We start from the raw sequence: 23528 nt of genomic DNA, 5'->3' as shown, positions 1-23528 counted from the left end.
TTGCAAGGAAATTTCTCTTCGCAGTCTGTGTTTCATGGTGAATGTTGCTTAAATGGAAGATATTGATTATATTTGTAAGGAATATTATTTTATTTGTTTTGTGGTATAAATGGCATTTATGAATAACATGATAGCGTTTGATGTCTTAAATCCAGGTGAGGTGGCCATGCGGATTGCAGCGAGAGTCAAAGCTCGGAGATTGGAGTTGGATTTGACGCAGGAGGGTTTGGCTGTGAGAGCAGGAATCAAGTTCGCAACCTATCGCAGATTTGAGCAGACGGGGGAGATCTCGTTGAAGGGGCTGCTTCAGATAGGCTTTGCCTTGAATGCTCTTTCGGAGTTCGATGCTCTTTTTGCGCAGAGGCAATATCAATCGCTCGATGATGTCTTGAATGAGCAAAGTGTCACGCGTAAACGGGGGCGGAAAAATGAATAGCATCAAACAAATCGAAGTTCTTCTTGCGGATCGGTTGGTGGGACGTCTGGCTCTGACCAAGGAGGGGTTGTGTGCATTTGAATATGCTCCCGATTGGCTCGGTTCGGGTTTCTCCATTTCTCCCTTTGAGCTGCCTTTGCGAAGCGGCGTCTTTATTGCCAAACCGCGTCCGTTTGAGGGGGGATTCGGTGTCTTCGATGATTGCCTGCCCGATGGATGGGGCCTTCTTATTGTGGATCGATACCTGCAACAAAAGGGGATCAATCCTCGCGCGCTTACTTTGCTGGATCGCCTTGCATTGGTCGGGTCGTCGGGACGTGGGGCCCTGGAGTTTCGTCCGGATCATAGTGTCGTGACTCGACAGGATTATGCCGATTTCGAAAAGTTGGCATTGGAAGCAGAGCGGATATTGGGCAGCGACGAATATAGGGGGAAAGGCATCGAGGAATTTCAAGATCGTGGTGGCTCTCCGGGTGGCGCACGTCCCAAGATCTTCGCCCGTTATGAAGGCAAAGAGTGGCTGGTCAAGTTTCGAGCCAAGAGAGATCCGCAGAGTATCGGTGTGGATGAATACCGCTATTCGCTGCTTGCTAAAGAGTGCGGAATCGAAATGCCTGATACACGGCTTTTCGAAGGCAAGTACTTCGGCGTGGAGCGTTTCGACCGAACGCTTCAAGGTAAGTTGCATGTTGTTAGCGTGGCTGGTCTTATCGGTGCCGATTATCGGTTGCCCAGTATCGACTACAAGCATATTTTTCAAGTGTGCGCCGTGCTGACGCATAGTGTAGCCGAGTTGTGGAAAGTTTATCGACTGATGGTGTTCAATTATCTCATCGGTAACAAGGATGACCACGCTAAGAACTTCGCCTTTATTCATCGGGATGGCGATTGGCATTTTGCTCCGGCCTATGACCTGTTGCCCAGCGATGGCATTAACGGTTTTCGCACGACTTCCATCAACGATAGTATCGAACCGAGGAAAGAGGATCTTTTGGCAGTGGCAGCAAAGGCCGGGTTGAATGAGCAAGAGACGGTCTATGAGTTTAACAGACTGCGAGAAATACTTCCTACTAAATAATAAGAATCTAAACTGTGTTAGTGAGTCGAAAGAAACTCAAGATTGTTAGATTCTTAAGATATGTGCGATTCTTATTTTATTTTTATGCACAATGAAAGCTATGTGGCATATACAACGTGAAGAGTTCAAGAGATTGAAGTCCGGCTCAAGTGCGTTAAATATTCTTTATCAGGAAGGATGTACTTATGTAATGGACAATCATCTTGCGGCAGGGTGGTGTTGGTATAATACCTTAGATCGTCGTAAAGAATATAACTTTTGTCATATTGATCAGCATGATGATCTCGCTAATGATAAGCATGATATTGTGAAGGACTTATTTGAAGAAACTCCAATTTCGCTTGAAAGATATATTTCCTTACATTATGAACAACCGCCTAAAGTTGTGATGCCTCCAGTGAAAGCTATACGTTGGGATAATTATATACTTCACATGAAATCAGTGTTTCCTCATTGGTTTATGAAAGAAGTTTATGTATGTCATGATTTTGTATCAGGCGAAAACTGCAGTGTAACAAAAACTCAGCCATACGATCGCTATTATGATCTTAATAACGGATGGCAAGAATATCCAGTTAATCCAATCAATATCAATTGTTATGATTTAAGTCGACTACTGGAAGAGCAGATTAGTAATAATAAAGGAAGATTATGGATTGTAAATCTGGATGTTGATTATTTTTTTAATAATAATGTTCAATTATTTACAGAGACGTATATAGAATCTATATGTACCCAGATTGTTAAAGAGAAAGCTAAAATAGCTGTACTTACTATTGCTCTCAGTCCTGATTGCTGTGGCGGTTGGGAGAATGCTATTAGAGTATATAATTATATAGCAGAACGACTTTTTCTTGAAATGCGGTTATAATGTGGTGGACAATTAATGGTCTTTTCCTCCAAAATAGTTTAGATTTTATTGGGCTAAATGAAATTTATTGGTTTTGAAAGTCTTATTTCATGATTCACGCTCTTTATGATATGGACACAAATCAATAGTCAACTCTTTGAGCTGTTCATCCGAAAGGTGCATATCTTTCAAAAGGTTCAACAATTCTTCCTGACGTGGCTGTCCCAATGTCATACGATACAATGCAAGTACTTTGATCAGGCGATCGTATTTATATCGATCACGGCTGAGAGGGTAAAGCGGAACAATACGTTCAATGTATTCCAATTTAGCCCGTTGTTCTTCTGTTAGTTCTGCGACAGGAAGGCACCAATAAGGAACGATATCCGAATGCGTACCTTTCAAATCTTTGTAAGCCATAGAGAATAAATCATCCCAAGTATGATACACTGCATTGCCATATAATTTTACTACATTTCTGCGTATAGCCAGGCATTTATAGCGGTTAATACGGCCTTCGCGTTGCTCCAAATCAACCGGATTCGAAGGTAAATTCCAGTGAACAATCTTTCTGGCATACCAATGAAAATCAAGACCTTCCTGTCCAATCGAAGTGGTAGAAAGCAAGAATGGCCGGAAGGGAGAGTTGAATGCCTTACGGATATTGCTGGTACGTGCGACTGATTTGTCTGTGACTGTTTTATCAATGAACGGAATTGCAAAATGGCAACGCATAAGTTGCTTTTTCTTATCCGTACCCAAAGAATCGGTTGTGTCTATACTAAGATTGCTCGTACCGATAATGGCATCCGAGATAACATGTCCGAGTTCCTTTTTTTGTGCCATGTGTGCATATTCATCGAGAACAGCCTGCAGGTTGCCTATCACACAGTAATCAAGTACAGATTCGTAATAATCATCATCATTTTTCTTGTTGTACATCAGATCTATCACAACTGCACTTTCGGGCTTGTTGAACACTGAGACGATTGCTTTGGCTACCATCTTGGCATCTTCTTCATTGCCTGATTGTCGATAGGCACATACTGCAGGTGAGGCTATAGCGATATCTGTCATCACATCCAATGCATTCGAAGGTACATACAAGCCAATCAAGTCTTCTACTGGTTCGTCATCCAGTATTCTCATGAGGGAAAGAATAAGTTGGGCGTTGTTTCGTCCTTGTTGTGGAAGGGTATGTATGAGCGTATTCTGGGCAAATTTTTCTTGAATTCGCTGTTTTATGATTCTCCGGATTGAAGAAAGTTTTTCTCCATAGAATTCCGCAGGAGAGAAAAGACCCGCTAAAGTTCGGCAAGGATACTCCAATAGCCCGCCTGTTCTTAAACGGCCTTCACCGTAACGATTCTTCTTTTTTGAAGCATAGCCTATCTTCGGCTCGGTTAACTCTCCAAAAGTATATAAATCAGAATAATATGACATCATTATGGAGATCATTCTCGGTACCATTTCCCATGACGAGAACAGGATAACCTTAGAGAAACTGCGGGCCTCGTTGCACTCGAATACACTCTCGGCCGTATAGTAAGGATTGGATGCAGGAACCCAAAGCAGCAGATGTGTTTTCTTTTCATGGCGAACTCCAAATACCAAGTCGTGAAGATACTTTAATTTGCCACTGGCAAAAGGAATTGAACGATATTTGTTGATTGCATCTCTTGAGAGGAGTAATGCTTTCATTTTACCGGGTTTCTTTACCTCTAAATGATGCAATGCTGAAACTATTTGCTTCTTCAGTTCATACTTGTCCATAAAGGACAGTAAATAAGGCGAAGATTTGACATACTCCATGGGAAGATTACCCAAGTGTATTTTTTTATTTTCATGGCTTAGACAATCCATAAGATGCTGGCATTCTGCAAACGAAAGAATATCTTCCGGCAAGACCTGTACATCGCATACTTGAGAATCGTCTATAATGCCACTATTAAATCGTTCCGTGCGGCACATCACTCCATATAGAGCTTCTTCCGCCTCGTTTTTGGCGGAGACGAGAGGTGTCAGATCAACTACATCAGTACGCTTCAGTGCGGCAGAATATGTATGCCATATCAACTTAAATCGGTCGGTTTTATCTTTTGTGGCATATAGAAAGTCCATTACTTTCATAAAGTCCTGATAGTGCTCGTCATTTCCATCCGTATTCAACTCTTCAAGGGTAGAATATGGCTTGTAGGGCGTAGCGGAAAGCAACAGAATCTTGGTATTGGATCGCTTGTTATCGAAAAATTTGTTGGCCAGCATGGATTGCTCATCATCACTTTGTTCGAGCAGAGAGTTGAAGCGTTGGAACTCATCCATGATAACCAGATCCGGATCGAGCATGTCTATACTGATCCCGGCAAAAATACGACGCAGTTTGTTAATCAGATCTGCTCGTTGCCGATTGTCGCAACCATTCTGAGCATATTCAATCAGTTGATTGATAATCGTATCTGACAGGCTTGTCTGCAACTTGCCATACATCTCGCAAAGATAGTCTTTGCCACATTCTTTGATTTTACCGTTATAGATGATAGTAAGTTCATGCCAGTTTTTTACATTGCAACTAAGAAGATTGCTGATGACTTTTTTATGATCTTTAAATTGAGGGAGCTCGCATAATATATCATACATCAAGGCCCGTTCATTGGCTGTTCCTTGTGCACTGTAAAAACGGAAGGAGGTTGATGGTGTCAGTGGAATGATCGATTCTGGCATTTCCCCTTTCTCGCGTTGTTTCGCAATCCTTTTTTCTGCCAGTTTAATATAAAGATGCTGCATTGACAGACGGCTCTCACTGATACTCATCCGATTGTCAACTCCCAATTTCTCAATGTTCTGGTCGGCTATATTAGCATTAGAACAGATATAGACAACCTTAAAGAAATCATCTTGTTCCTGCTTATGCCATTCTCGAATCAAATTAATAACTTGTTTGGCCACATACGTCTTACCCAATCCTACCTCATCGGCAAGCAATACCCGACGGTGCCCTAAGTTTTTATAGATATGTAGAATGCGCTCTGCTGTGGCACATTGAAAATCTTTGATTTCCCGGCTTATAAGCGTTTGATTCTTTTAAGAACATTTTCAAATGTGCTGTACATCTCCACGAAATGGTCTGGAATAACAGACTCGTCCGCTTTTTCTACGATTTGTCGGATAGATGCAATGCGGTCTGGATCTTTATATGCCATTTTTACCATATCCTCATAAAGGGAGGTGCTGATTTGCTGTTCCAAAGCAGCAGTTTTGTCTTCGGCCAACTCTTTTTCCAACTGTTGACTTTCCAATATATATTGTTCCACATCTTCTGTCAGCATGAAAGCCAGGTAGTTGATGAACTTCCCTTTTGTATTGATGAAAGAACGGAATATGGCTTTGTCCCGTTCGTCGGTTGGCATTTCTTCCGTCTTTATCTTTATCACTCGGTGTAAATCTCCAGTGCGTATTGAGTAAAACTCTGTCAGTGAATCCAGTGGTATGTCTTCAAATATCAGATCATCAGTCAACTCTTGTTCTTTGCCATTACATCCTAAAGGATAAAGGAAAACAGATTCCGAAGGGAGCTTGTTTGGTAGGCATTGGATTGTAATGGTATAGCTGCCGTTATTTGATCTGATTTGTGCCTTTTGAATCGCTGCAATCGCACGACGCAATATCAGTTCGTCGGTGACATTCTTTTTACCACCGTCTTCCTTAGGTACCGAAATAACCTGCTCGAACATACACTCTTTACTGTCGTTAATCAGTTCACTCCGGTATTTTTCATACGAGGTCTTATATGGGGCAAACTTCAGGTGCAGTAAAAATTCCACATTCCGTCCGAATCCGTTCTTGGTAGCATTGGTAGAACCGAGATACATATGGTTATAGTAAAGATGGCCTTCATGTCTGCGTATGAAATAAACTTTCTCGTGCAAATCGACAGCTACATCTTTTTCTACTTTATCGGTCAGTACCTCCTTGGGTGTGTACACTTCGTTATTAAATAAATTTATGATCTCTTGTGTAACAGAAGCATGTCTTGTGATGAGTGTCTTTCTGGCTCCGTGGCTGCAACTGACCATTTGATTCAGGATATGTGTGTCTACGAATGGAGAGATAACCAGCATCTCTGTTGCATGCTTCAACATACTCTGTTCAAGGCATTCTGCATGTCCATCATATCCAGGTATTCCCATGGGGAAAAACTCGTAATCTTCAAAGGGCGAATCCGTAAGATCAAATTGTTCGATGCAGTTAATGTCTATGCAGAGCGAACACATATTTTTACGGATAGTACAGTTATCGGTTTTTCCGATCAACCATGTGAGAAAGTCCACAAGCGGTTTATGTTTGCTTTGGGCTTTTTGAGTAGCTTGTTTCGTGCTGATCTTTCCGGAAAGTTCACATACTACGTCCAGGTCGTTAGAACTGGTTAGGTTGCGTGAAAGGACAATCAATTTGATTTGCTGCGTACCTGTATTCGGGTTTGTTTCTTTGATTATCCATACTTTGGGATGAAAATTGATGAAGCCTCCGCCTTTCGCCTGGAGTGTTACCTGCACAACGCTTTGCTCAAGAAGTGAATACACTTTGGAGTTGGCCTGCGGTATTGCAATACATCCGGCGTTACAAAAAACTGCAAATTTACCTGCCGATTGATTGATAGTCTCAAGAATCAAGTGGGGAGAACGCATGGTTGCCTCCGTCAAATCTGTCATCGTACCCAGCATAAATGGTACCGACAATAAGGAAGGCATGTCCAGACTATAGGTCGTGCATACGGCATAATCAACCACAAAGCCGTCACTTTGCAATACATCCGTATAGACAATATCATTCCATAATGCTTCAGCCATTGATAGCCTCCTTTCTTAATTCGTCAACAAAGATTTTCACCGTATCCCATCGGTACGTGAGTTTATAGTAATGTATGCGGGCTTTCTTGTCGTAAACGTATGCAGGATTTCCAATTTTCCTGCGATTCCCTTTTACATTTCGTTCTCGGCTGATAATCAGTTGGTCCAGACCTCCATCTTCTTCAATATCATTGGCAGCAAGGCGTTCCGCAGCTTTTTCGCAGAACCTTTTCCCGCTATCCTCCCGTATGTTTACGGCATTCAGTACCTTGTCTATATCGGTCCCACTTTCCCGGTATTCTTCAAGTTTCTCCTGAAATTCAACTCGCATCTCTTCATCCTGGTATTGCGAATAGATATAGTTATAGCGGATGTGCACCATATATATAAAATCCGCAAAGCGTCGGGCCAGGTCTTGCAATTCTCCAATCTCCTGTGGCAATTGGCGGTATGGGATCTGTTCAAATCTATCGGTTATCGCAAAGTCTGGATTATCTACGATGTAACGTAATAATGTACCTTGACATGCTTTTGCATTTAGTATGTGACCCACAATGAAGTCTTTGTCCTCTACGGTCAGGTCTAAGGAGCATTTTTGAGTAAAATCATAATCCACATTCGGGAAAGAACAAAACTGGAACAGGCCTAACCTGTCATCAGCATCGTTATTGGTATCTTCGTCATCTGTCCTGGCTGCCGTCGGGGCGTTGTGTAGTGCATTGGATGTTGAGTAAATAAGTTCATACAATTGCGGACTGCGCAAGATTCCAAAAGTGAGCAATCCTGTATTGTAGATGTATGCAGGATCGTATTTAACGTAGTTGTTCCCGGGTTTATTAATAACTTCGCTTCCTATAATTCCTCGTGTGTCCGTACTGCCTTCACAGAGATTCTTTGTCATGATGCGCTCCAGCCGTATAATTTCCGTTTTCACCTCTGAAATCCGGTTATATCGTTTTTCAGTAGCCTTGCGGTAGAGTTGAGGCATGAGCGAGAAATATTTAATGTGCTTCTGCAGGGTGGATATTCCGGGGAACATCCGGTCTGAAAAAGCGTCACGAATACGGCCAATGCCGAGTTCGTCGAGGGCTACAGATTCCGAGGTCATTTTCAGTACCTGCATGACCCGGGTTTGTTCTTCCCTGTTGCTATGTATATATCCTAATTTCATGAAAGAGGAGGTCGTGAGTTTTTATTGTTTCTTAAAGCTTGGTTTTGTATTGCAAGTCTGATCCTGGTAGGGTGTAGGTTTATAGGATTCTTCTGTGATAACCTTCTTGAGCGGGTGGGCAAGTAGATAAATTCTGTTAATTGCGTTTTAATAGCGTGTGGATCTTGGCCTCCTCGTCGGTGCCCGTGGTCGAGAGGCGCAGCAGCGGTAGGCTGTAGCGGTCGAGGATGCGATCCTTCATCCGGTCGCGTTCGGATTGGCGGGTTCCTTGTTTGTGGAACTGGTAGCCGTCGGTCTCGATAGCCAGGACGGGCCGCTTGCTTACGCGGTTGTAGATCAGGAAGTCGAGGTGTGTGGCACCGTTCAAGGCATAACGGCGTTCCTCGTCGTCGAGAATCGTCCAGTCGCGGATCAGTTGTCGCAGCGGTTGGTGGCAGAGGACGCCCAGATGCCGGAATGCCGGGTCGGCCTCCAACACCCGCTCCAACAGGGCATAGGTCAGATTCTCGGAGTCGAACTCCGAGATCCGCCGATGCCGTTTGAGGAACTCCCGCCGCGCCTCGGCGTAGGGTTCGTAGAGCAGGTCGAAAACCGAATGGATGGCGCTCTCCGTGATCTTGCCGCCGTTGTAGTCGATGTAGGCCAGCAGGTCGGCGATGTTGCGGCTGTCGGGCTGCTCGTTGCTCGAGGTGACGAGCGTGAATTGCCGCTTGGCCCGCGATACGGCAACGTTCAGCAGATTGGGATCATCCGTGAAGGCGGTAATCTGATCGTCGACGGTCGACAGGATGATGGCCTCCTTCTCCCGTCCCTGGAACTTGTGTACCGTAGCCACGTCAATGCCTCCGCCCAGCTCGCGGTGGAGCGCATTGACCTGCTCGTTGTAGGGGGAGATAATGCCGATTTCGGCCGGCTCGCAGGGGAGTGATGGCAGCATCTCGCGCCGGATCGTCTCGATCTCGCGGGGATTGAACGCTCCCCGCGCGTGATGCCCCGGGGCGGTTCGCCACGCCGTGATGACGTCGGGCTCGCCGTGATCCTCGGTCATGATCAACAGGCGCCCGCCGTAGAAGCGCTGGTTGCAGAAGTTGATGATCTTCGGATGGCAGCGGTAGTGTTCGCGCAACAGCGTCTGAGGCGCTTCGGGAAAGACCCGACAGACGGACTCTAGAAAACTCAGCGCGGCGCAGTCGTAGCGGGGATCGATCGCGTGTTTGGCGGCGATGGCCTGCATGCGGAGCCGGTCGGCATCGGTGATGACATTGGGCAGCTGCATCGAATCGCCGACAATCACCGCATTGCGGGCGCACATCAACGCCAATGCCCCTGTTTCGGACGACACCTGCGAGGCTTCGTCCATGATCACGTAGTCGAAGAGCGTCTCCGCCCGGAAATTCGACCGCGAAGAGAAGGTCGTGCTCAACACGACGGGGTACTCCTTGAGCAGCTCGGGGGTGATGTGCTGGAAAATCGGTCGTTTGTGTCCCTTGCCATAGCGGGCGGCCAGTCGGCTGCGCAGATAACGCATCGAGTCGTCGCTCAGCCGGGCTACCATCGCCGGAGCATCCGACGTGGCGAGTTGCTTTTCAATTCGGTCGATCTCCGCCGAGAGTTCCTCTTGCCGAACCTGGTAGTAACTGCGCTGGAGGAGGGGGATCAGCCGTTGGAGATCCTGCCGCTCCGGATGGCGGGAAAATCCGTCGAAGAGGCGGCGGATCCGGCGTTTGAGCAGAAACCATCGGACCGCTTCCCGCCATCGGTCAAAGAGTCCGTTCGGTTGCCATTCGACTGCGGCCTGCAATTCGTTCCACAGCATCAGCAGCCGAGCTGACGGCATCTGTCGACGAAGCGTGATGGTGGGATCAATCGTTGTCTCCTGCTCGAAATGGAGCTGTTCGGTTTGCAGCCCCGACAACTCCTGTCGAGCACGAGCCAGCCGCTCCTGCCGTTCGAAAATCGTTTGCAACGCTTCGGCTTCGGACTGGATGGTGCGGAGGAATTCCGGAGAGTCTGTTTCGGCCGAATACCACGAGTCGATCTCGGCCGGGATGGCCTTCTCGATAGCCTGTGTTTCGACGAAGGCCGTCTTTCGCTCAAGGCTGCCCAGCAGGGCGGTGAGAAATCCCAGCCCCTGCTTCTCCAGCTTCTCGACCACATTTTCGATGGCCGAGTTGTTGTTCGAGACGACCAGCACGGTCTTCTCCTGCACCACAAGATTGGCCACGATGTTGAGGATCGTCTGCGTCTTGCCGGTTCCCGGAGGGCCCTGGATGATGCTGATCTGATTCCCGAAGGCTGCCTGGATGGCTCTCTGCTGGCTGGCGTTGCACCCGAAGGGGTAGATGAGCGGCGGCGTCGGGAATTGCCGTGGCGAGTCCTTGCCGGGATTCAGGTAGAGGGCCGCCGCCGAACGGTCGGAGACGAAGTCGATCTTCTGATACTGCATCAGCAGCAGTTTCTGCCCGTCGTCGGTCTCCAGAGGGTTGAGCTCCGCTACGTCGCGCAGATAGGCAAAGCGATCCTGTGCGGGTGGTTCCTCCAGGCACGACCGAACAAGTTCAACCTCCGATCCCTTGTAGTGGGCTCCGGTGCCGTTGGCGTATTCCACATACCAGAATCGCCGCGCACCTTGTTGGAAGGCGGCGATGTAGGAGAGCGGCTCTATCCGGCGGCCTTTGTGGAGCAGATGGCAATGCTGCGGATCGAAGACCACGGGATCCTTCAGCCACAACACTTTGCTCGGGACATAGGAGTAGGTCTTCGGGAAATTACAGAAAACGACCTGGCAGCGGTTGGGCCTTGAGGTGTACCAACAGCGTTCGACGGAGTCGGTTTTGTCCTCTCCGTCGATGATAATCCGGTTTTCCCGAGGGTCGTACATTCTGAATAGCGGTAGGTCTTGCTATTTTAGTTTTTTGCCGCAGGAGAAGGCCTTGTCAACCGTAGTCCCTAATTCGATATATTCGAGATGAATGGGGTCGTAGCTGATCGGGCGCAACTTACGCAGGTCGATTTGGCCGTCGGTCAGAATGCTTTCGTCGGCTGAGATATTGACGATACGTCCTGTCAGATGGCAGCTTGCGGGATCATAGGAGAGTAGTTCGCACTCGAGCGTCATGGGCAGTTCGTCGATCATCGGGGCATTGACGTGCGCCGAAGGAGTGGCATGAAATCCCGCCCGGGCGAATTTGTCGGGGACTTTATTCCCGGAGACGATACCCGCATAGTCGCAGGCAGCCACTTGATCGACCGTGGCCATGCTGACGGTGAAGGCACGTGTTGCAAGGATATTTTTCGTGGTTTTATGCCCGGCGGAGAGACAGATCCCGATTGTCTCATCGGTAAACATGCCATCCCAGGCGGCATTCATGACATTGGGCACGCCTTGTTCGTCGTAGGCTGCCACAATCAGTACGGGCATCGGGTAGAGCCAACTCTTCGATCCAAAGTCTTTCTTCATATTGCTTTGTGAGATTAGTCCGTAAATTTTACGAAAATTACAAGAATTTAATGACTCGACAAAATCCGAATCTTGATTTGAAACGGATATCACGATGCTATTTCCCTGAAAACAGTGGATATTGTTGGTAGATATGTATTAAAAAGAAAATGGCCGAAGTATTTTGTCAAGGTGTTGTCTCATTTGTTTTCCGATCCAAAATCTATTACTTCTTTCTAAAATAGGTTGTAACTCACTATGATATATTGGCTTATTTGTAACCAATAAACGCCACTTCGGAGGCCGGGTAACAGACGGGTAACAGAATCGAATGAAAAACCCTCTCAACGCCCGATCTATCGGTCTGTCGAGAGGGGTATTCAACGCAACTGATACGGGGCTATCAGTACCGCAAAGATAGTGAATTATTTGGATTTCTATTGCTTGGTGTAGATTATCGCATTCTCGGCCTCGGTCAAGCCATAATCCCACATTTTGAAAGAGGAGGCGTCGATGACCTTGATGTTGCGCTGATCTTCGCTGTTTACTACTTCGCCGTCCGTTCCGTATTCAAAGAATGAGATCGTCGGGATTGCTCCCTCATATTTTACGTCGATTGAGTAATAGCAGGTCGATGAGCCGCTGATCTCTTCAAATCGGGTGTCGGTTATGACGGCGGTTCCGTATGCTGTAAAATCCGGGAAAAGGATTACCGTCGGCTTGATCTCTTCCGGCTCGGAATAGGGCTGAAAGACGATGGTTTCCGTATAGGAACCGGCGGATGATAACTTATCCTCATGGAACCCGATATATCTGCCGTTCAAAGTCTGCCAAATCTGTTTGACGGTTTCGTTCATCTCCGGCTTTGGGGTATCGTCTTTGGAGCAAGCTGCGATGCAAAGGGATAGGAATAGAATAGATAAGAGTTTTTTCATAAGTATGATGGTTTTATGCTTTCAGAAAATAAACGGGAATAATCGGGAGCAGGGCTTTGTCCTCCTCGCTCATGCGGTCGTAATAGCGAATCCATAGGTCGATGAACTCGTCGATGTCGATCAGACGCAGGCAACGATGCCCGTTGCGGGCCTCTTTCTTGGATTCGCTGGTGAATGTCCCCGATGTAACCAGCAGGCCGACCTCACCCTCTTTCACGAGAACCCCCAGCAGACTGCGGACGACATCGACGGAGATTGCAGAGGTCGGATAATGCTTGACCTGTACTTTCAACTGCGGGGCGGTCGTGCCGAGCGGGTCTCGGTAGGCGATAATATCGACGCCGCCATCCTTGCCTTTCGGGGCGATGAACGGCGTGTAGTAACCCATTGCCCGCAACAGGGCGGCGACCAAATCCTGAAACTCGTAGGGGTTCTTTTTGATGATATACTCCCGAATGCCTTTCGATGCCTGACCTTGCAACATATCCAAATCATCGGGCTGATCCGCATTCTCCTCGATGACCGATACCGCGTGCTCTTTCTGTATCTTGGAAAACTTGCCGTGAAAATCGGCGAAGAACTCTCCGGCTCCGGCGGCAAGAGCTTTCGCACCCTCTTCCGTCAGATGCCAAATCCCGCTCTTTTTGACGAGATACCCGACCTTGCCTACCTCTATCGAATAGAAGTTGAGATACGCTTTCCAGCGGATGACACCGCTCTTGGTTTCCTCTTTCTCATAATCGGTCAGCGGGAACGATGATGCGAGGGTTTCGTATATATCCGAAATCCTCATTTCGCCGCCGTTGGCCTCGATTGCTTTCATGGCGGCAAATACGATCTCCGCCTGCCTTGTTGGTTTCTTTTCGCTCATGCTATCCGTAAATCAAACATTCGCTGCTGTTTCCGGATATGCACACAGAAAAGCGTGGGCGTTCCTGTCGGTTTAGAGGTATCGCCAAACACCTACGGACTAACAAGGAAATGCCCACGCATAACGCAGGCATTTACCATTGTTTTTTAAGTCCGTTGTGAAATTGGCGATTTCCTAAACCTTAAAAACAATAGCAAACGCTATAATATCAAAACTTTTTCAAAGGTACAAAAAGTTTCTGAAATTTGGAGCTATTATTATAATCGGCTGTATTGTTCGCCTTTGCGCCCTCAAATAAACCTCCGAATCAAGGGAAAAATCTTTTTACGGAGCAGTACGAGAATGATGATAATTGTCACCCAAAAACCGCGTATTTGCGTCTGTTGCCACCATGTCAATTTGCGCTCTACCTCGACGATCTTTTCAACCTCGACCTCCCGATCCCGATAAACGATGCTGTCCCGATATTCTATCGGCCGCTGCGTCGGTATTTCCCGATCGTCCGTCTTGTTTTCGAGCGAGTGGGATAGCGACCCGTCGGGGTTGATCCTTGCGTCCGATACCGCTGCCGAGGTTTCGAGGTGGCTCGAATCTTGGCGGACGGTCTGCTCGGTTCGCTCGGCCGGCAGTTGCACCCGTACCGTGTCGGGAATCCATATTGTGCGATGCCTGATCTCGACATGCAGGCTGTCCCGCGTCCCGGTCGAGGTCGTCAGATGTTTGCACGGGCAGCAGGCCGACAGCAAACCGATGATAAGGCACAAAATCAGCGTTCTCATACGATTTCGATTTGGATTGGTTCGCCCCGGTCGGAGGCCGTTTTGAGCATGTCATAGACCCGTCGGAATGTCGCCGTCGAGTTCAGCACCTTGCCGACCTCCTTGTTTTCGCCGACCAATATGCACCCCGCGCTATCCTCGGCGGTATTGCCGATATGGATCAGGATGCCGTCGAACTCCGGCACATTGAGCAGCCGAGGCAGGTAGCCGTCGCAGAATTTGTACTGCGCCCGATCCTTATACTTCGGGGATTGGACTTTCAGCGTGATGTCGTATGTCCCGTAGGGGATAGCGGTTGCGGCATACACTTTCTTTTCGCCATTGTCGAACCGCCCGTTTTTGTTCAGGTCTCGCACGGCATCTTCGATGGTGTCGCAGACCTTTTGCCCGTCGATGTAGAGCCAGCCGATGGTATAGGTCGGCTTCAATGCGATGCGTTTCAAAAGTAGTTTCATAGCCACGCGAAAATTTGAATGATGAAACCTCCGGCCATTGTATAGGCCAAGTCAAGCCAATCCCATCCTTTGTAGCGGTATTGGTCGAAAGCCTCTTTTGCCACCCCTGCGATGGCGGCGAATAAGACGCATATTTCAGCCGTATAGGGAATGACAAGGGCGAAAAAGGCTGCGATTACCGCACCTGCAATGAGGTGCAGGAGTTTGTCGGATGGAATACTCCCCAGCCATTTCAAGATGGCGGTCAGAATATTTTTGATAGTTTCCATGATGTTGTGATGTTAGTTGGATAATAGGGTTGCTACCTGAATACCGCACTTGCGAATAGCCTTGCCGACAGCGGAGGCGTCCATCTGTTTTTGTCCGCAAAATGATATGCCGATTGCTCCGAGCGGCTTTTCTCCTGCATATAGGGCGAGAATGGCGACCTCGTTCACGTTATTCGACTTGAACTTGAAATACATTCGTTCGTCGATCTCCTTGATCGTTTCGATAGCTCCCCAATAAAATCCGTCGTCAAAGACTTTCCCGATAAAAGGGTATTTCGATAGCTGAAAATCAGTATATTCATCATCGACGTTATTGATGCCGTCAGCGACCTCTTCGATTCGCATATCGCCGTATAGGAACGGTAATCCTGATGATAGGTTTTTGCTCCCATTATGCAGCTCTATGAGCCATGTACGGTCGGCATCGAGCGCATATAAGAGTTTGCGCAGCATCAGACGAATATCCGCATCTACCTGAATGCGCTTGGCTACCGATTCATCATGTTGCTCTGCTTGGATTGATTCGACTTTATCCAGCACATAGTGCGGATTGGTGATAGTAAGGATGACAAACCCCGTGAGGAGTAAAAGCAAAAGCACTCGCAGAAAGCGGAAGAACCCGTATTTTTCCTCCATTTTGAGCAGCTTTTCGAGCCACCCGATTCCCTTTTCGATTTTCTGTTCCATAATAGGTTTAGATTTATGACAAAAGTAGTGAATAATACCTAATAGGTACTATATGGGCGAAAATAATTTTACTCTTTCGTTGAATATCTGGTGAAATTCTTTAATACCCATCCTCCTTTGATATTGACAAAATCCATCATTTCGCCGGGGGACAATGCCCCGACTTGCGTATAGGAGCTTTTCGTCCCTTTAACCACCGTGCAAGGGTATCTGCTGGAATTATACAGCGAGCAGTTATAGCCGTCATAGTCGTCATTCGTCTCCATCAAAACACCGAATTGCGCTCCGGCGGTCAAGTCCATGTAGCAATTTTCCGAAACATCCAAAACGGTTGTAAAGACCAATGGCGGACAATATGTCGGCACGTATATCGTCTTGTATGACCCGCTCGTTTCAAAGTAATTGGAAACGCATCGTCCGTCCTTATATACTCGGAACTTGGCTCGGTTGCCCTCCATTGCAGAGGGCGTTTTCGCGGTAAAGTCGATTCCGGTATTGCGTTGATAGGTTTCGCCCGTTGTGGATAATGCGAAAATTTGCGCCCCTACGATATTCGTTACAGTTCCTACGACAGAGCCTTTATTGTCGAAACAATTATCCCCATTGCTCGGCGTCGCGCTTTGGGTGTAGATATGGGTATAGCTATTGCTTGTCCATCCGTAATACTCTACATTCCCTTGCTGTGCTCCTGCGAATATCAACGGGTAGTCATCCTCGGAGGTCGGATTATAACCGCAAAGAGCCGCTATTACGTTTTTCAATGCGTCTCTCACTCCCACGAATCCCGAAAGGGCAACACCTCCGTCTATTTCGGTCGTTGCATCTTTGAAAGCCTCTTTGAGATAATCCAAATCTGTCCGTTCGAGGTCGGCAACATCTTTCAGGCTTCCATCCGAGGCGATGAATTTGATATTGCCTCCGATTTCTCCCAGCAGCAGGTCGAAATATGTTTTGCCGTCGGACGATACGATCTTATCCGTCGTAATCCGACCGGGCAGAATCTCCGAGAACCCGTAGAGCGAAACATAGCTTCGTTCGCCGTCGTATTCGCTGTTCAGAATGCCGACCAGCAGATGATAATACCCTGCGACATCGGTCATCTTGATCGCCCTGTCAGATAGGAGAAAATCGCCCTTTACGGTGGTGTCCGTGCGGCTGACTTTGGCATAGAGATAATATTTCTTTGCTCCGTTGTCGAGGTACGGCGAAAGGTATTCGTTCATCTCCCAAACCTTGTACTCCGAATCGGCATGAGAGGACGAGATCGTGCCGATGCCGAGCGTCATGTGCTGGATGAATCCGTGCGGGATATGCAACTGCTTCGCCGTGTTGTCGTAGGTGATACCGTCGCCTACCGCTGTGAGGTCGGTCTTGCTGGCGACGAACCGGAATTGCAGGCTCTCATCCCCGACGAGCATCATCATCGTCTGCACGGTCAGCGGATTGATGGAGTTCGTGAAGTTGTCGAGCATCGAATCCTCCAACATCGCCATTGTTTCCCTGACATCGCGGAACCGACGCTTGGTATAGCTTACGGCGTTGCGGATGCTGTTATCTGTCGCCACCTCATTTTGCCCGATCTCCCGAAGCTGTGAAGATACGCTCTTGCCCGAAACCGAGTTTGAGATTTCGAGGACGGGAGCATACGGCGAGGTGAGAAATTCCTTGATACCCGTGATGCGGATCGGAATGCCGTCGGGGGCGAACTGCTCATCGGTGAACAGAACATATCCGCCGACTTTCAGCCGCCCGCCGACACGGAGCCAATTCTTTTTCGCCCATAGTCCTTGCAGAGTGCCGGTAAAGGTGAATTTCGGGTCTTCGTTCTCATAGAGCTTGCGGGCCGCTTCGCGGAACATATCCCATGATGCCCCAGTCTTATCCGTATTGTTACAGATATAGGAATCCGGCAGCATGATACCGAAAATGGCGTAGGTGTCGCCGACGGCGGGACTGAATGTTTCGTTCGGCATCGTAACCCCGTCGATTTCCTGCGGCACGAGTTCAAAGCGGCGTTCCGAGTGATTGTATTTGAACTCGAACTGCTTGTCGTCGCCCGCGAGCATCCCCTTTTGGAAGATGATCGTCGCCGTCTCGCCCTCGATGACATAATCGTTGAAATTCAGCTCTGCGGGGATGGAATTGTCGATGATGTCGTAGAAATTCTTTCCTGCGTCGATGCACTCGACCGCCGATACTGTTCCCACGCGCGAGGGGTATATCTCGGAGCAATCGAGGCTGTCCTCCTTGACTGCATCGGAAACTTTGTCGATGCGCTCGATGGAATATCCCTCTGCGTCGGATTGATAGATGCGGCCCTCATAAACGAGCGTCTGCGACTTCGGCAACAACAATTCCGCTGAGCCGTATTTTGAGCGGTCGATATTACGATCTCCGCCCTGAACATAGAGCCGTTTGATCGGCAATTCATCGCTCTGCGTGGTGCGCCCGACACCCGGCTCGAAGCCGTTACCCTTGCCGTATGCGAGCGGCAGGGGATCATCCTTGAAATACTCGACTTTATGCAATGAAATCGTATAGTCGTTGATTTCCCACTCGGTCTCGAATTTGTTTGCGACATCCTGCAATGCAGCATCGACGTAGGTGTGGTTGAACTCGACCGTCTGCTCCGCCGCATCGAGGCATTCGCCGACTTTCCAAACTCCGGCTCCGTCGCGCTGGTTGAGATTCCAGACGATAGCTTCGACGAGTTCGTGGGGCTTGGCGCACATCGACCATTTGAGGCGTTTATCGACGGGATTACGCATCTTATACAGGCTCATGTTGTCCTCCAATGTTCCGAGGGTGAGCGTGTATTCGATATTGCGGGTTCCGTTTTTCTTGATGTTTTCCGGCGATCCGAGTTTGTATTTCACGCCTTGATACTCGCACCATGCCCCGACCGGAATTTCGACAAATTCCGATAGGGAGAATTTCAGGACGAGTTGCGGCTTGGACATGAGGGAGCGATAGCGGTAACTGCTATCGCTCTCCTGTACGTCCAACGTCGTGTTGTTGAAATGCAGGGTCAGCATGATCTGATTTTATTCGATGTTCAGCTCGGCGCAGTCTGCGTCGATTTGGGCTTTCAACGTGGCTCTCGCTGCGAGAAAGTCCTTGTATGAGGCGATCTTCGCCTTTGCCTCGTCGCTCGACTTGGAGCCGCCATATACGCCGAGATTGGCGGCGTTGTACTCATTGATGAGCTTCTGCTCGTAGTTGGCATCCCACATTGCACGGATGGCGGCCTCGGTGATCTTGTTGCTCGATACGGAAGCCCATACGATTACCTCATAGCAGGAATACTGCGTGCGCGAACTTTCGGCGGCGGGCTGATCTTCGCCCTCTGCCATGATCTGCTGCGGGGCGTCCTCTTCCTGAATATCCCAACGGTAGATGTAGCTTCCGTTGCCTACGGCCTCGAATTTAGACGGCCTTGCATCGTAATACGAACGTGTCATAGAATTGCGATTTAATGATGGTTTTTAACAAATGTTTTGAATTGGAGACTTTCGCCCATCCGTACCAACTGCATAGCTTCTGTTTGTAGTCTCTCGCGCTGATATTGAGTTTCTTATTCAGACGCGCGGCCATGCGGCAGAAATTCTGCTTGATGGATTTGCGCATGAGCGTTTGGTTGTGGTAGAATACGAATCCGACGAAATCGAGGCCGCGCCCGTGCTTGTCCGCCCGGTTCTCGGCAATCGGAAATATCTGCTCATTGCCTTTCAGTGTCAATTTCAAGGCCGCGAGATACTTCTTGATGTCGGCCAGCAGGATGTGCAGCTCCTCTTTCGTGGAGGCGAGAAATACCATATCGTCGGCATATCTGAAATAGTTCCGCACCCGCTTCTCCTCCTTGATCCAATGATCGAAGTAGGCGAGCATCAGGTTTGCGAAGTATTGGCTCAAATAGTTGCCGATAGGCACGCCGTCGGTGCTGTCGATGATCGTATCGAGCAGGGCGAGCGTATCCTTGCATTTGATTTTGCGGCGGATGATGGTTTTCAATACGTCGTGGTCTATCGACGGGTAGAACTTCCGGATGTCGATTTTGAGGCAATATCGGGCGTTTTCCCGGTCTTTGATGGCCCGCTTGACATTCCGCATCGCTCCGTGAATCCCGCGGCCCTTGATGCAGCTATATGTGTCTTTTGTGAAGACCGAAACCCATATCGGTTCGAGGATATTCATGATTGCATGGTGCAGAATGCGGTCGGGGTAATACGGCAATCGAAATATGATCCTCTCTTTCGGCTCATAGATCGTGAACGTGCTGTATTCGGAGTTCTTGAATGTATGATTTTTCAGCGTTTCATGCAGGGCAAGGATATTCGCTTCACGGTTTTTGTCGTGAAGCAAGACGCCATACGAGCGGAGTTTCCCGCGCCTTGCCTTTTCATCGGCGAGGCGGAGGTTATCCAGCGATATGATCTTTTCGTATAAGTTTCCTATACGCTTCATTTCGACGCTTTGCTTTTCATATTCGGGGCGTTCGGCAGTTCGGGATGCCCGAAACCGCCTACTAACTCCTTTTTGAGGTGATATTTTTTGCCGAGAGGCAGGGTCGTTGCTCTCAAAATTTATGTTTTTACCTTTCTGAAAATCATTGGCGAGACCTGATATTCGCATTCGTATTCGAGGGCGTGTTATTCGAATTCGCATACGCAAAACCGGCATTCGAGCTGTTATTCGCATTACCGCTGAACAGGACACCGCAAGAGCAACCAACCTTTATACATCCATTACTCCAAATAGTACCGTGTTCCCGATGCCCGCATCGTTACCCGTCGCGGGAATTTGTCCATTTCCCGAATCTTGGCGAGGACATATTTGATTTCCCGCGAATTGGTGAAGAACTTGCATGCATCGCGGTCGTGATCGTCCCGATTCATCTTGATCTTGACGAGCGTCCGATTCTCTCCGAACTTCGTTTTCACTCCCTCGATGTAGTCGCAGACCCAAAAGGTGAGGTTTATCAACTTCTGCTGCGTCGTTTCGGGGCAGTTGAAATGCTTGTTGGTTTCATCGGCGGGGATTTTCAGGAAATCCAGCGAGCCGTCATCCTCCATCGGATTGTGGTTATTCTCCATTGTCGTAGCGTTTAATTATTGGCCGAGCGTGTTTTCTGTGGCGTTATGCGGGGATAAAGCAAAGGCGAGACCCGAAAGCCGCATTCGTAGACGAGGGCGCGTTAGACGAAGACGCAAACGCAAAACCGGCACTCGAGCCGTAAGGCGCATAACCGCCGAACCGGACACCGCGCAATGCTTCGGTCGTCGGAATGTTAGTGTAATGGTAATCGCAGAAATAGGTCGAAGAACCGCCTCCTACGACGGAGGGCATGATCTCTCCTCCCTCGCCGAAAATCACCTCTTTGACATATCCCTCTGCGCGGGCCTCGTTGCCTACATGAGCGTAGCCGTCGTAGCCGCTATCCGAAAATTTGGCCGGATCGGTGCAGACGAATACCTTGCTTAATCCGTCGCCGCTGTTATCCTCGGTCGGGCTGATACGGATGTTGATACCGTCCGTCCATTGCCAAATATGGCCGAAAGGATTCTCGACACCTCGATAGCGCGGAACCATGACCGTGCATCGGGTCGATCCGTCCTCATTGATGACGGGGTATGCGACCTCGCCCGTGCCGTTTCCGAGTTCGTCGGTATGGCCGCACGGCACGAACGGATAAGAGCCGTTGAACCCGCCCCAATCGGACATGTTTGTTACACCTGCTCCGAGGCCGCCCTGCGCATAACCGTTGCTGTCCTTTTCCGCATTGAATGCCGCCTGCGAGTTGAGCGTGGCATATTCGATGGCGAAGAGCCAATACAGTTCTTTTTGGATGTCGTAGGTCATGCAGTTCCATTCCGTCGAACCGGACTTGCGTTTGCGGGCGTAATTGCGGAAATTGGTACGGGAGATACCCGTCGCCGGGCGTCCGAGGAACGTGCGATAGGTTCCGTCATACGCCGTATTGTTGTTGCCGCCTCGGTAGTCGGCATCCATATTCACGACCGAGCAGAGGGTCGTCGTGCTGCGCTGTATGGTAGCCTGATACGCCGAAACGTATCTATTCCCTGGGACGAGACGATAGCCGGGGAGAGGGTACTCGCTGATGCGTACCCGCCGCTTCGTGCCGTCAGTCTCGAATTTGCGGTAGTGCATGGGAAGTTCGACCATGACCTGACCCCGCGAGCCGTCGCGCGTCTGTCCCGTCCAATTTGCCGGATTGAGATATTCCACGACCTCGCCGTCGTCGTTGAGCAGGCAGCCTTTCATCCGGTTGTGGATCGGCAGGCTCTTGTGCAGGGAGAGATTGCCGATACGGGTGCAGGCAGGCGAGGATACAGCGGTGTCGAACTCGATGCCGTAGCTGCATTCCTCCTCCATGTAAGGCAGGAGCGTTGCGAGCGCGGCCTTTTTGCTCTCGCCGTCCTCCAATACCTCGCAAATGAGGTTGAACGGGTTGGTTCCCGATACATCGGGCAAGTCGCTCAATCGCTTGCCATTCTGAAAAGCCTCGATAATCTGTTCGAGGATTGCTTCTTGTTCTGCTGTCATAGCTATTTGTCGTTTAAGAATTTGAAAACCGTTTTTCCTTTCGATGCGATGAACATCACCGACGATGCGGTATTCAGCCGCATTTTCTTTTGCCTACGGGATGTCGCCCATTGGCGCAGCCGCCGCGATAGGGAGATGAAAACCGAGACGATCATACCTTTTCGACGTAAGTCCCAGCTCCCCAATAGAGGTCGTGAGTGTTGAGAAAATCCGCATTCGGTGCGATGGCCTTGATCGCCATCGGCGACCAATCGTTGAGCACTACCGGAGCGTCGGAAAATTCGTCGTCCTGATAGCATTTCACGCTCAATACGGCGTCCACGGTGGAGCTGCTGTATTTGGGCCTGATGTAGAGCGAGAACAGTGCGTCATTCGGCAGGCTGAAACCGTCTGCGAGGTTCTCGATCTTGCCATGCGAGAGGATGCGCCCGCCATTCATAAATTCGCTGATGTAACCTTGTCTTGCCATAGCTTGATGTTGTTTTTAATTGAACCTGAAATTACCGTTTGCCGTGAGGCGGATCGACGAGAGCGTTACCAATCTGACCGTAGGCTCCGAAACTTTGATCTGAATCGTCTTGTAGAGGGCTACGTTACAGGTCGGGATGACATGGATGATGCTAATCCCGGCGGCGAGGATCGTGATACGCCCGTCGGGAGTTACCGATACGGCTTTGTCATCGCCGAGGAACAGCACATTCGGCTTAACACTTGCCGGAGCGAGCGTCGCGCGGATGAAATTCTCCGCCATATTGCCGACCAGCAGGCGCGAGGGGTATTCTACCGTCATCGCCGTAGGTACGAGGTTCAGCGGCTCCAATTCCGCAGCGGCGGCGATCACCTCCTCGCAATCCTCTTTCGCCTCAATCGCGGCGGCGGTGGCATTATTGGCATTCGTCGTCGCGGTATTGGCGGCGGTCGTAGCAGCCTGCGCCCTTTGCGCGGCATTATCGGCCGTCTGCGCTGCGGAGTTTGCCGCGCTGGTGGCATCGGTCGCATTTTTCGTCGCCGACTTCATCCCCTCGACGACCGACTGGATATATTCGAGCGACACCCTGACGCTCTTGTTGAATATATCGACGCCGATAGTCCACAGCCCTTTGAATGAGGTGCATTCGGGGAGTTCCGATATTTTCTTCTTTATCAT

The 23528-nt window shown here is 49.0% G+C and carries 21 protein-coding genes; 3 read left to right on the top strand and 18 right to left on the bottom strand.

The window, feature by feature from the left end; translation table 11 throughout:
• Positions 1-118 precede the first annotated feature (118 nt).
• The 3 genes from DWW03_RS01450 to DWW03_RS01440 all read left to right on the top strand — a co-directional run bounded on the left by DWW03_RS01450 (position 119) and on the right by DWW03_RS01440 (position 2385).
• Positions 119-436 (top strand): helix-turn-helix domain-containing protein, encoded by a 318-nt coding sequence (locus tag DWW03_RS01450; protein ID WP_118406222.1) that lies wholly within the window; start codon positions 119-121, stop codon positions 434-436.
• Positions 429-1514, top strand: coding sequence for a type II toxin-antitoxin system HipA family toxin (locus DWW03_RS01445; RefSeq protein ID WP_118406161.1), 1086 nt, complete (start codon positions 429-431; stop codon positions 1512-1514). The genes DWW03_RS01450 and DWW03_RS01445 overlap by 8 nt, the downstream gene beginning before the upstream one ends.
• 91 nt (positions 1515-1605) lie before the next feature.
• Positions 1606-2385: a UPF0489 family protein gene (locus tag DWW03_RS01440; protein ID WP_118406160.1), complete on the top strand. Its 780-nt coding sequence runs from the start codon at positions 1606-1608 to the stop codon at positions 2383-2385.
• An 87-nt stretch (positions 2386-2472) separates the two neighbouring features.
• On the opposite strand, the gene DWW03_RS01435 is transcribed toward DWW03_RS01440, so the two are convergent.
• The 18 genes from DWW03_RS01435 to DWW03_RS01350 form a co-directional block, all read right to left on the bottom strand.
• A complete protein-coding gene (locus DWW03_RS01435) occupies positions 2473-5289 on the bottom strand; it encodes a helicase C-terminal domain-containing protein (RefSeq protein ID WP_345784094.1) in 2817 nt (938 codons plus the stop codon).
• A 137-nt stretch (positions 5290-5426) separates the two neighbouring features.
• Positions 5427-7211: a phospholipase D family protein gene (locus DWW03_RS01430; RefSeq protein WP_118406158.1), complete on the bottom strand. Its 1785-nt coding sequence runs from the start codon at positions 7209-7211 to the stop codon at positions 5427-5429.
• Positions 7204-8382 (bottom strand): DUF6361 family protein, encoded by a 1179-nt coding sequence (locus tag DWW03_RS01425; RefSeq protein ID WP_118406157.1) that lies wholly within the window; start codon positions 8380-8382, stop codon positions 7204-7206. The genes DWW03_RS01430 and DWW03_RS01425 overlap by 8 nt, the downstream gene beginning before the upstream one ends.
• 136 nt (positions 8383-8518) lie before the next feature.
• On the bottom strand, positions 8519-11263 hold the full coding sequence (locus DWW03_RS01420; RefSeq protein WP_022061994.1) for an AAA domain-containing protein: 2745 nt from the start codon (positions 11261-11263) through the stop codon (positions 8519-8521).
• A 21-nt stretch (positions 11264-11284) separates the two neighbouring features.
• Positions 11285-11842: a flavin reductase family protein gene (locus tag DWW03_RS01415; protein WP_022061993.1), complete on the bottom strand. Its 558-nt coding sequence runs from the start codon at positions 11840-11842 to the stop codon at positions 11285-11287.
• A 416-nt stretch (positions 11843-12258) separates the two neighbouring features.
• Positions 12259-12756: a hypothetical protein gene (locus DWW03_RS01410; protein ID WP_004328664.1), complete on the bottom strand. Its 498-nt coding sequence runs from the start codon at positions 12754-12756 to the stop codon at positions 12259-12261.
• A gap of 13 nt (positions 12757-12769) precedes the next feature.
• Positions 12770-13627 (bottom strand): restriction endonuclease, encoded by an 858-nt coding sequence (locus DWW03_RS01405; protein WP_004328665.1) that lies wholly within the window; start codon positions 13625-13627, stop codon positions 12770-12772.
• 290 nt (positions 13628-13917) lie between these two features.
• The gene (locus tag DWW03_RS01400; RefSeq protein WP_004328666.1) at positions 13918-14406 is read right to left on the bottom strand and encodes a hypothetical protein; all 489 of its coding nucleotides are present in this window, start codon (positions 14404-14406) and stop codon (positions 13918-13920) included.
• Positions 14403-14861, bottom strand: a complete 459-nt coding sequence (locus DWW03_RS01395) for a DUF5675 family protein (protein ID WP_014774665.1) — start codon at positions 14859-14861, stop codon at positions 14403-14405. The genes DWW03_RS01400 and DWW03_RS01395 overlap by 4 nt, the downstream gene beginning before the upstream one ends.
• Positions 14858-15130: a hypothetical protein gene (locus tag DWW03_RS01390; RefSeq protein ID WP_004328668.1), complete on the bottom strand. Its 273-nt coding sequence runs from the start codon at positions 15128-15130 to the stop codon at positions 14858-14860. Before DWW03_RS01390 ends, DWW03_RS01395 begins: the two co-directional genes overlap by 4 nt.
• A 12-nt stretch (positions 15131-15142) precedes the next feature.
• On the bottom strand, positions 15143-15817 hold the full coding sequence (locus DWW03_RS01385) for a hypothetical protein (protein ID WP_004328669.1): 675 nt from the start codon (positions 15815-15817) through the stop codon (positions 15143-15145).
• Positions 15818-15885: 68 nt separating this feature from the next.
• Positions 15886-18852 (bottom strand): hypothetical protein, encoded by a 2967-nt coding sequence (locus DWW03_RS01380; protein ID WP_118406156.1) that lies wholly within the window; start codon positions 18850-18852, stop codon positions 15886-15888.
• 9 nt (positions 18853-18861) lie between these two features.
• Entirely contained in the window at positions 18862-19278 is a 417-nt protein-coding gene (locus DWW03_RS01375; RefSeq protein WP_118406155.1) for a hypothetical protein, read from the bottom strand.
• The gene (locus DWW03_RS01370; RefSeq protein WP_014774664.1) at positions 19244-20281 is read right to left on the bottom strand and encodes an RNA-directed DNA polymerase; all 1038 of its coding nucleotides are present in this window, start codon (positions 20279-20281) and stop codon (positions 19244-19246) included. Before DWW03_RS01370 ends, DWW03_RS01375 begins: the two co-directional genes overlap by 35 nt.
• A gap of 281 nt (positions 20282-20562) precedes the next feature.
• Positions 20563-20910, bottom strand: a complete 348-nt coding sequence (locus DWW03_RS01365; RefSeq protein ID WP_118406154.1) for a hypothetical protein — start codon at positions 20908-20910, stop codon at positions 20563-20565.
• 43 nt (positions 20911-20953) lie between these two features.
• Positions 20954-22381: a hypothetical protein gene (locus DWW03_RS01360; protein WP_118406153.1), complete on the bottom strand. Its 1428-nt coding sequence runs from the start codon at positions 22379-22381 to the stop codon at positions 20954-20956.
• Between the two features lie 151 nt (positions 22382-22532).
• Complete coding sequence (locus tag DWW03_RS01355; protein WP_118406152.1) at positions 22533-22850, bottom strand: hypothetical protein; 318 nt, start codon at positions 22848-22850, stop codon at positions 22533-22535.
• 15 nt (positions 22851-22865) lie between these two features.
• On the bottom strand, positions 22866-23528 hold the full coding sequence (locus DWW03_RS01350) for a hypothetical protein (protein WP_118406151.1): 663 nt from the start codon (positions 23526-23528) through the stop codon (positions 22866-22868).

This window comes from Alistipes sp. AF14-19 (assembly GCF_003461645.1).
Lineage (GTDB): Bacteria > Bacteroidota > Bacteroidia > Bacteroidales > Rikenellaceae > Alistipes > Alistipes shahii.
This window is presented reverse-complemented; position numbering and strand designations above follow the sequence as displayed.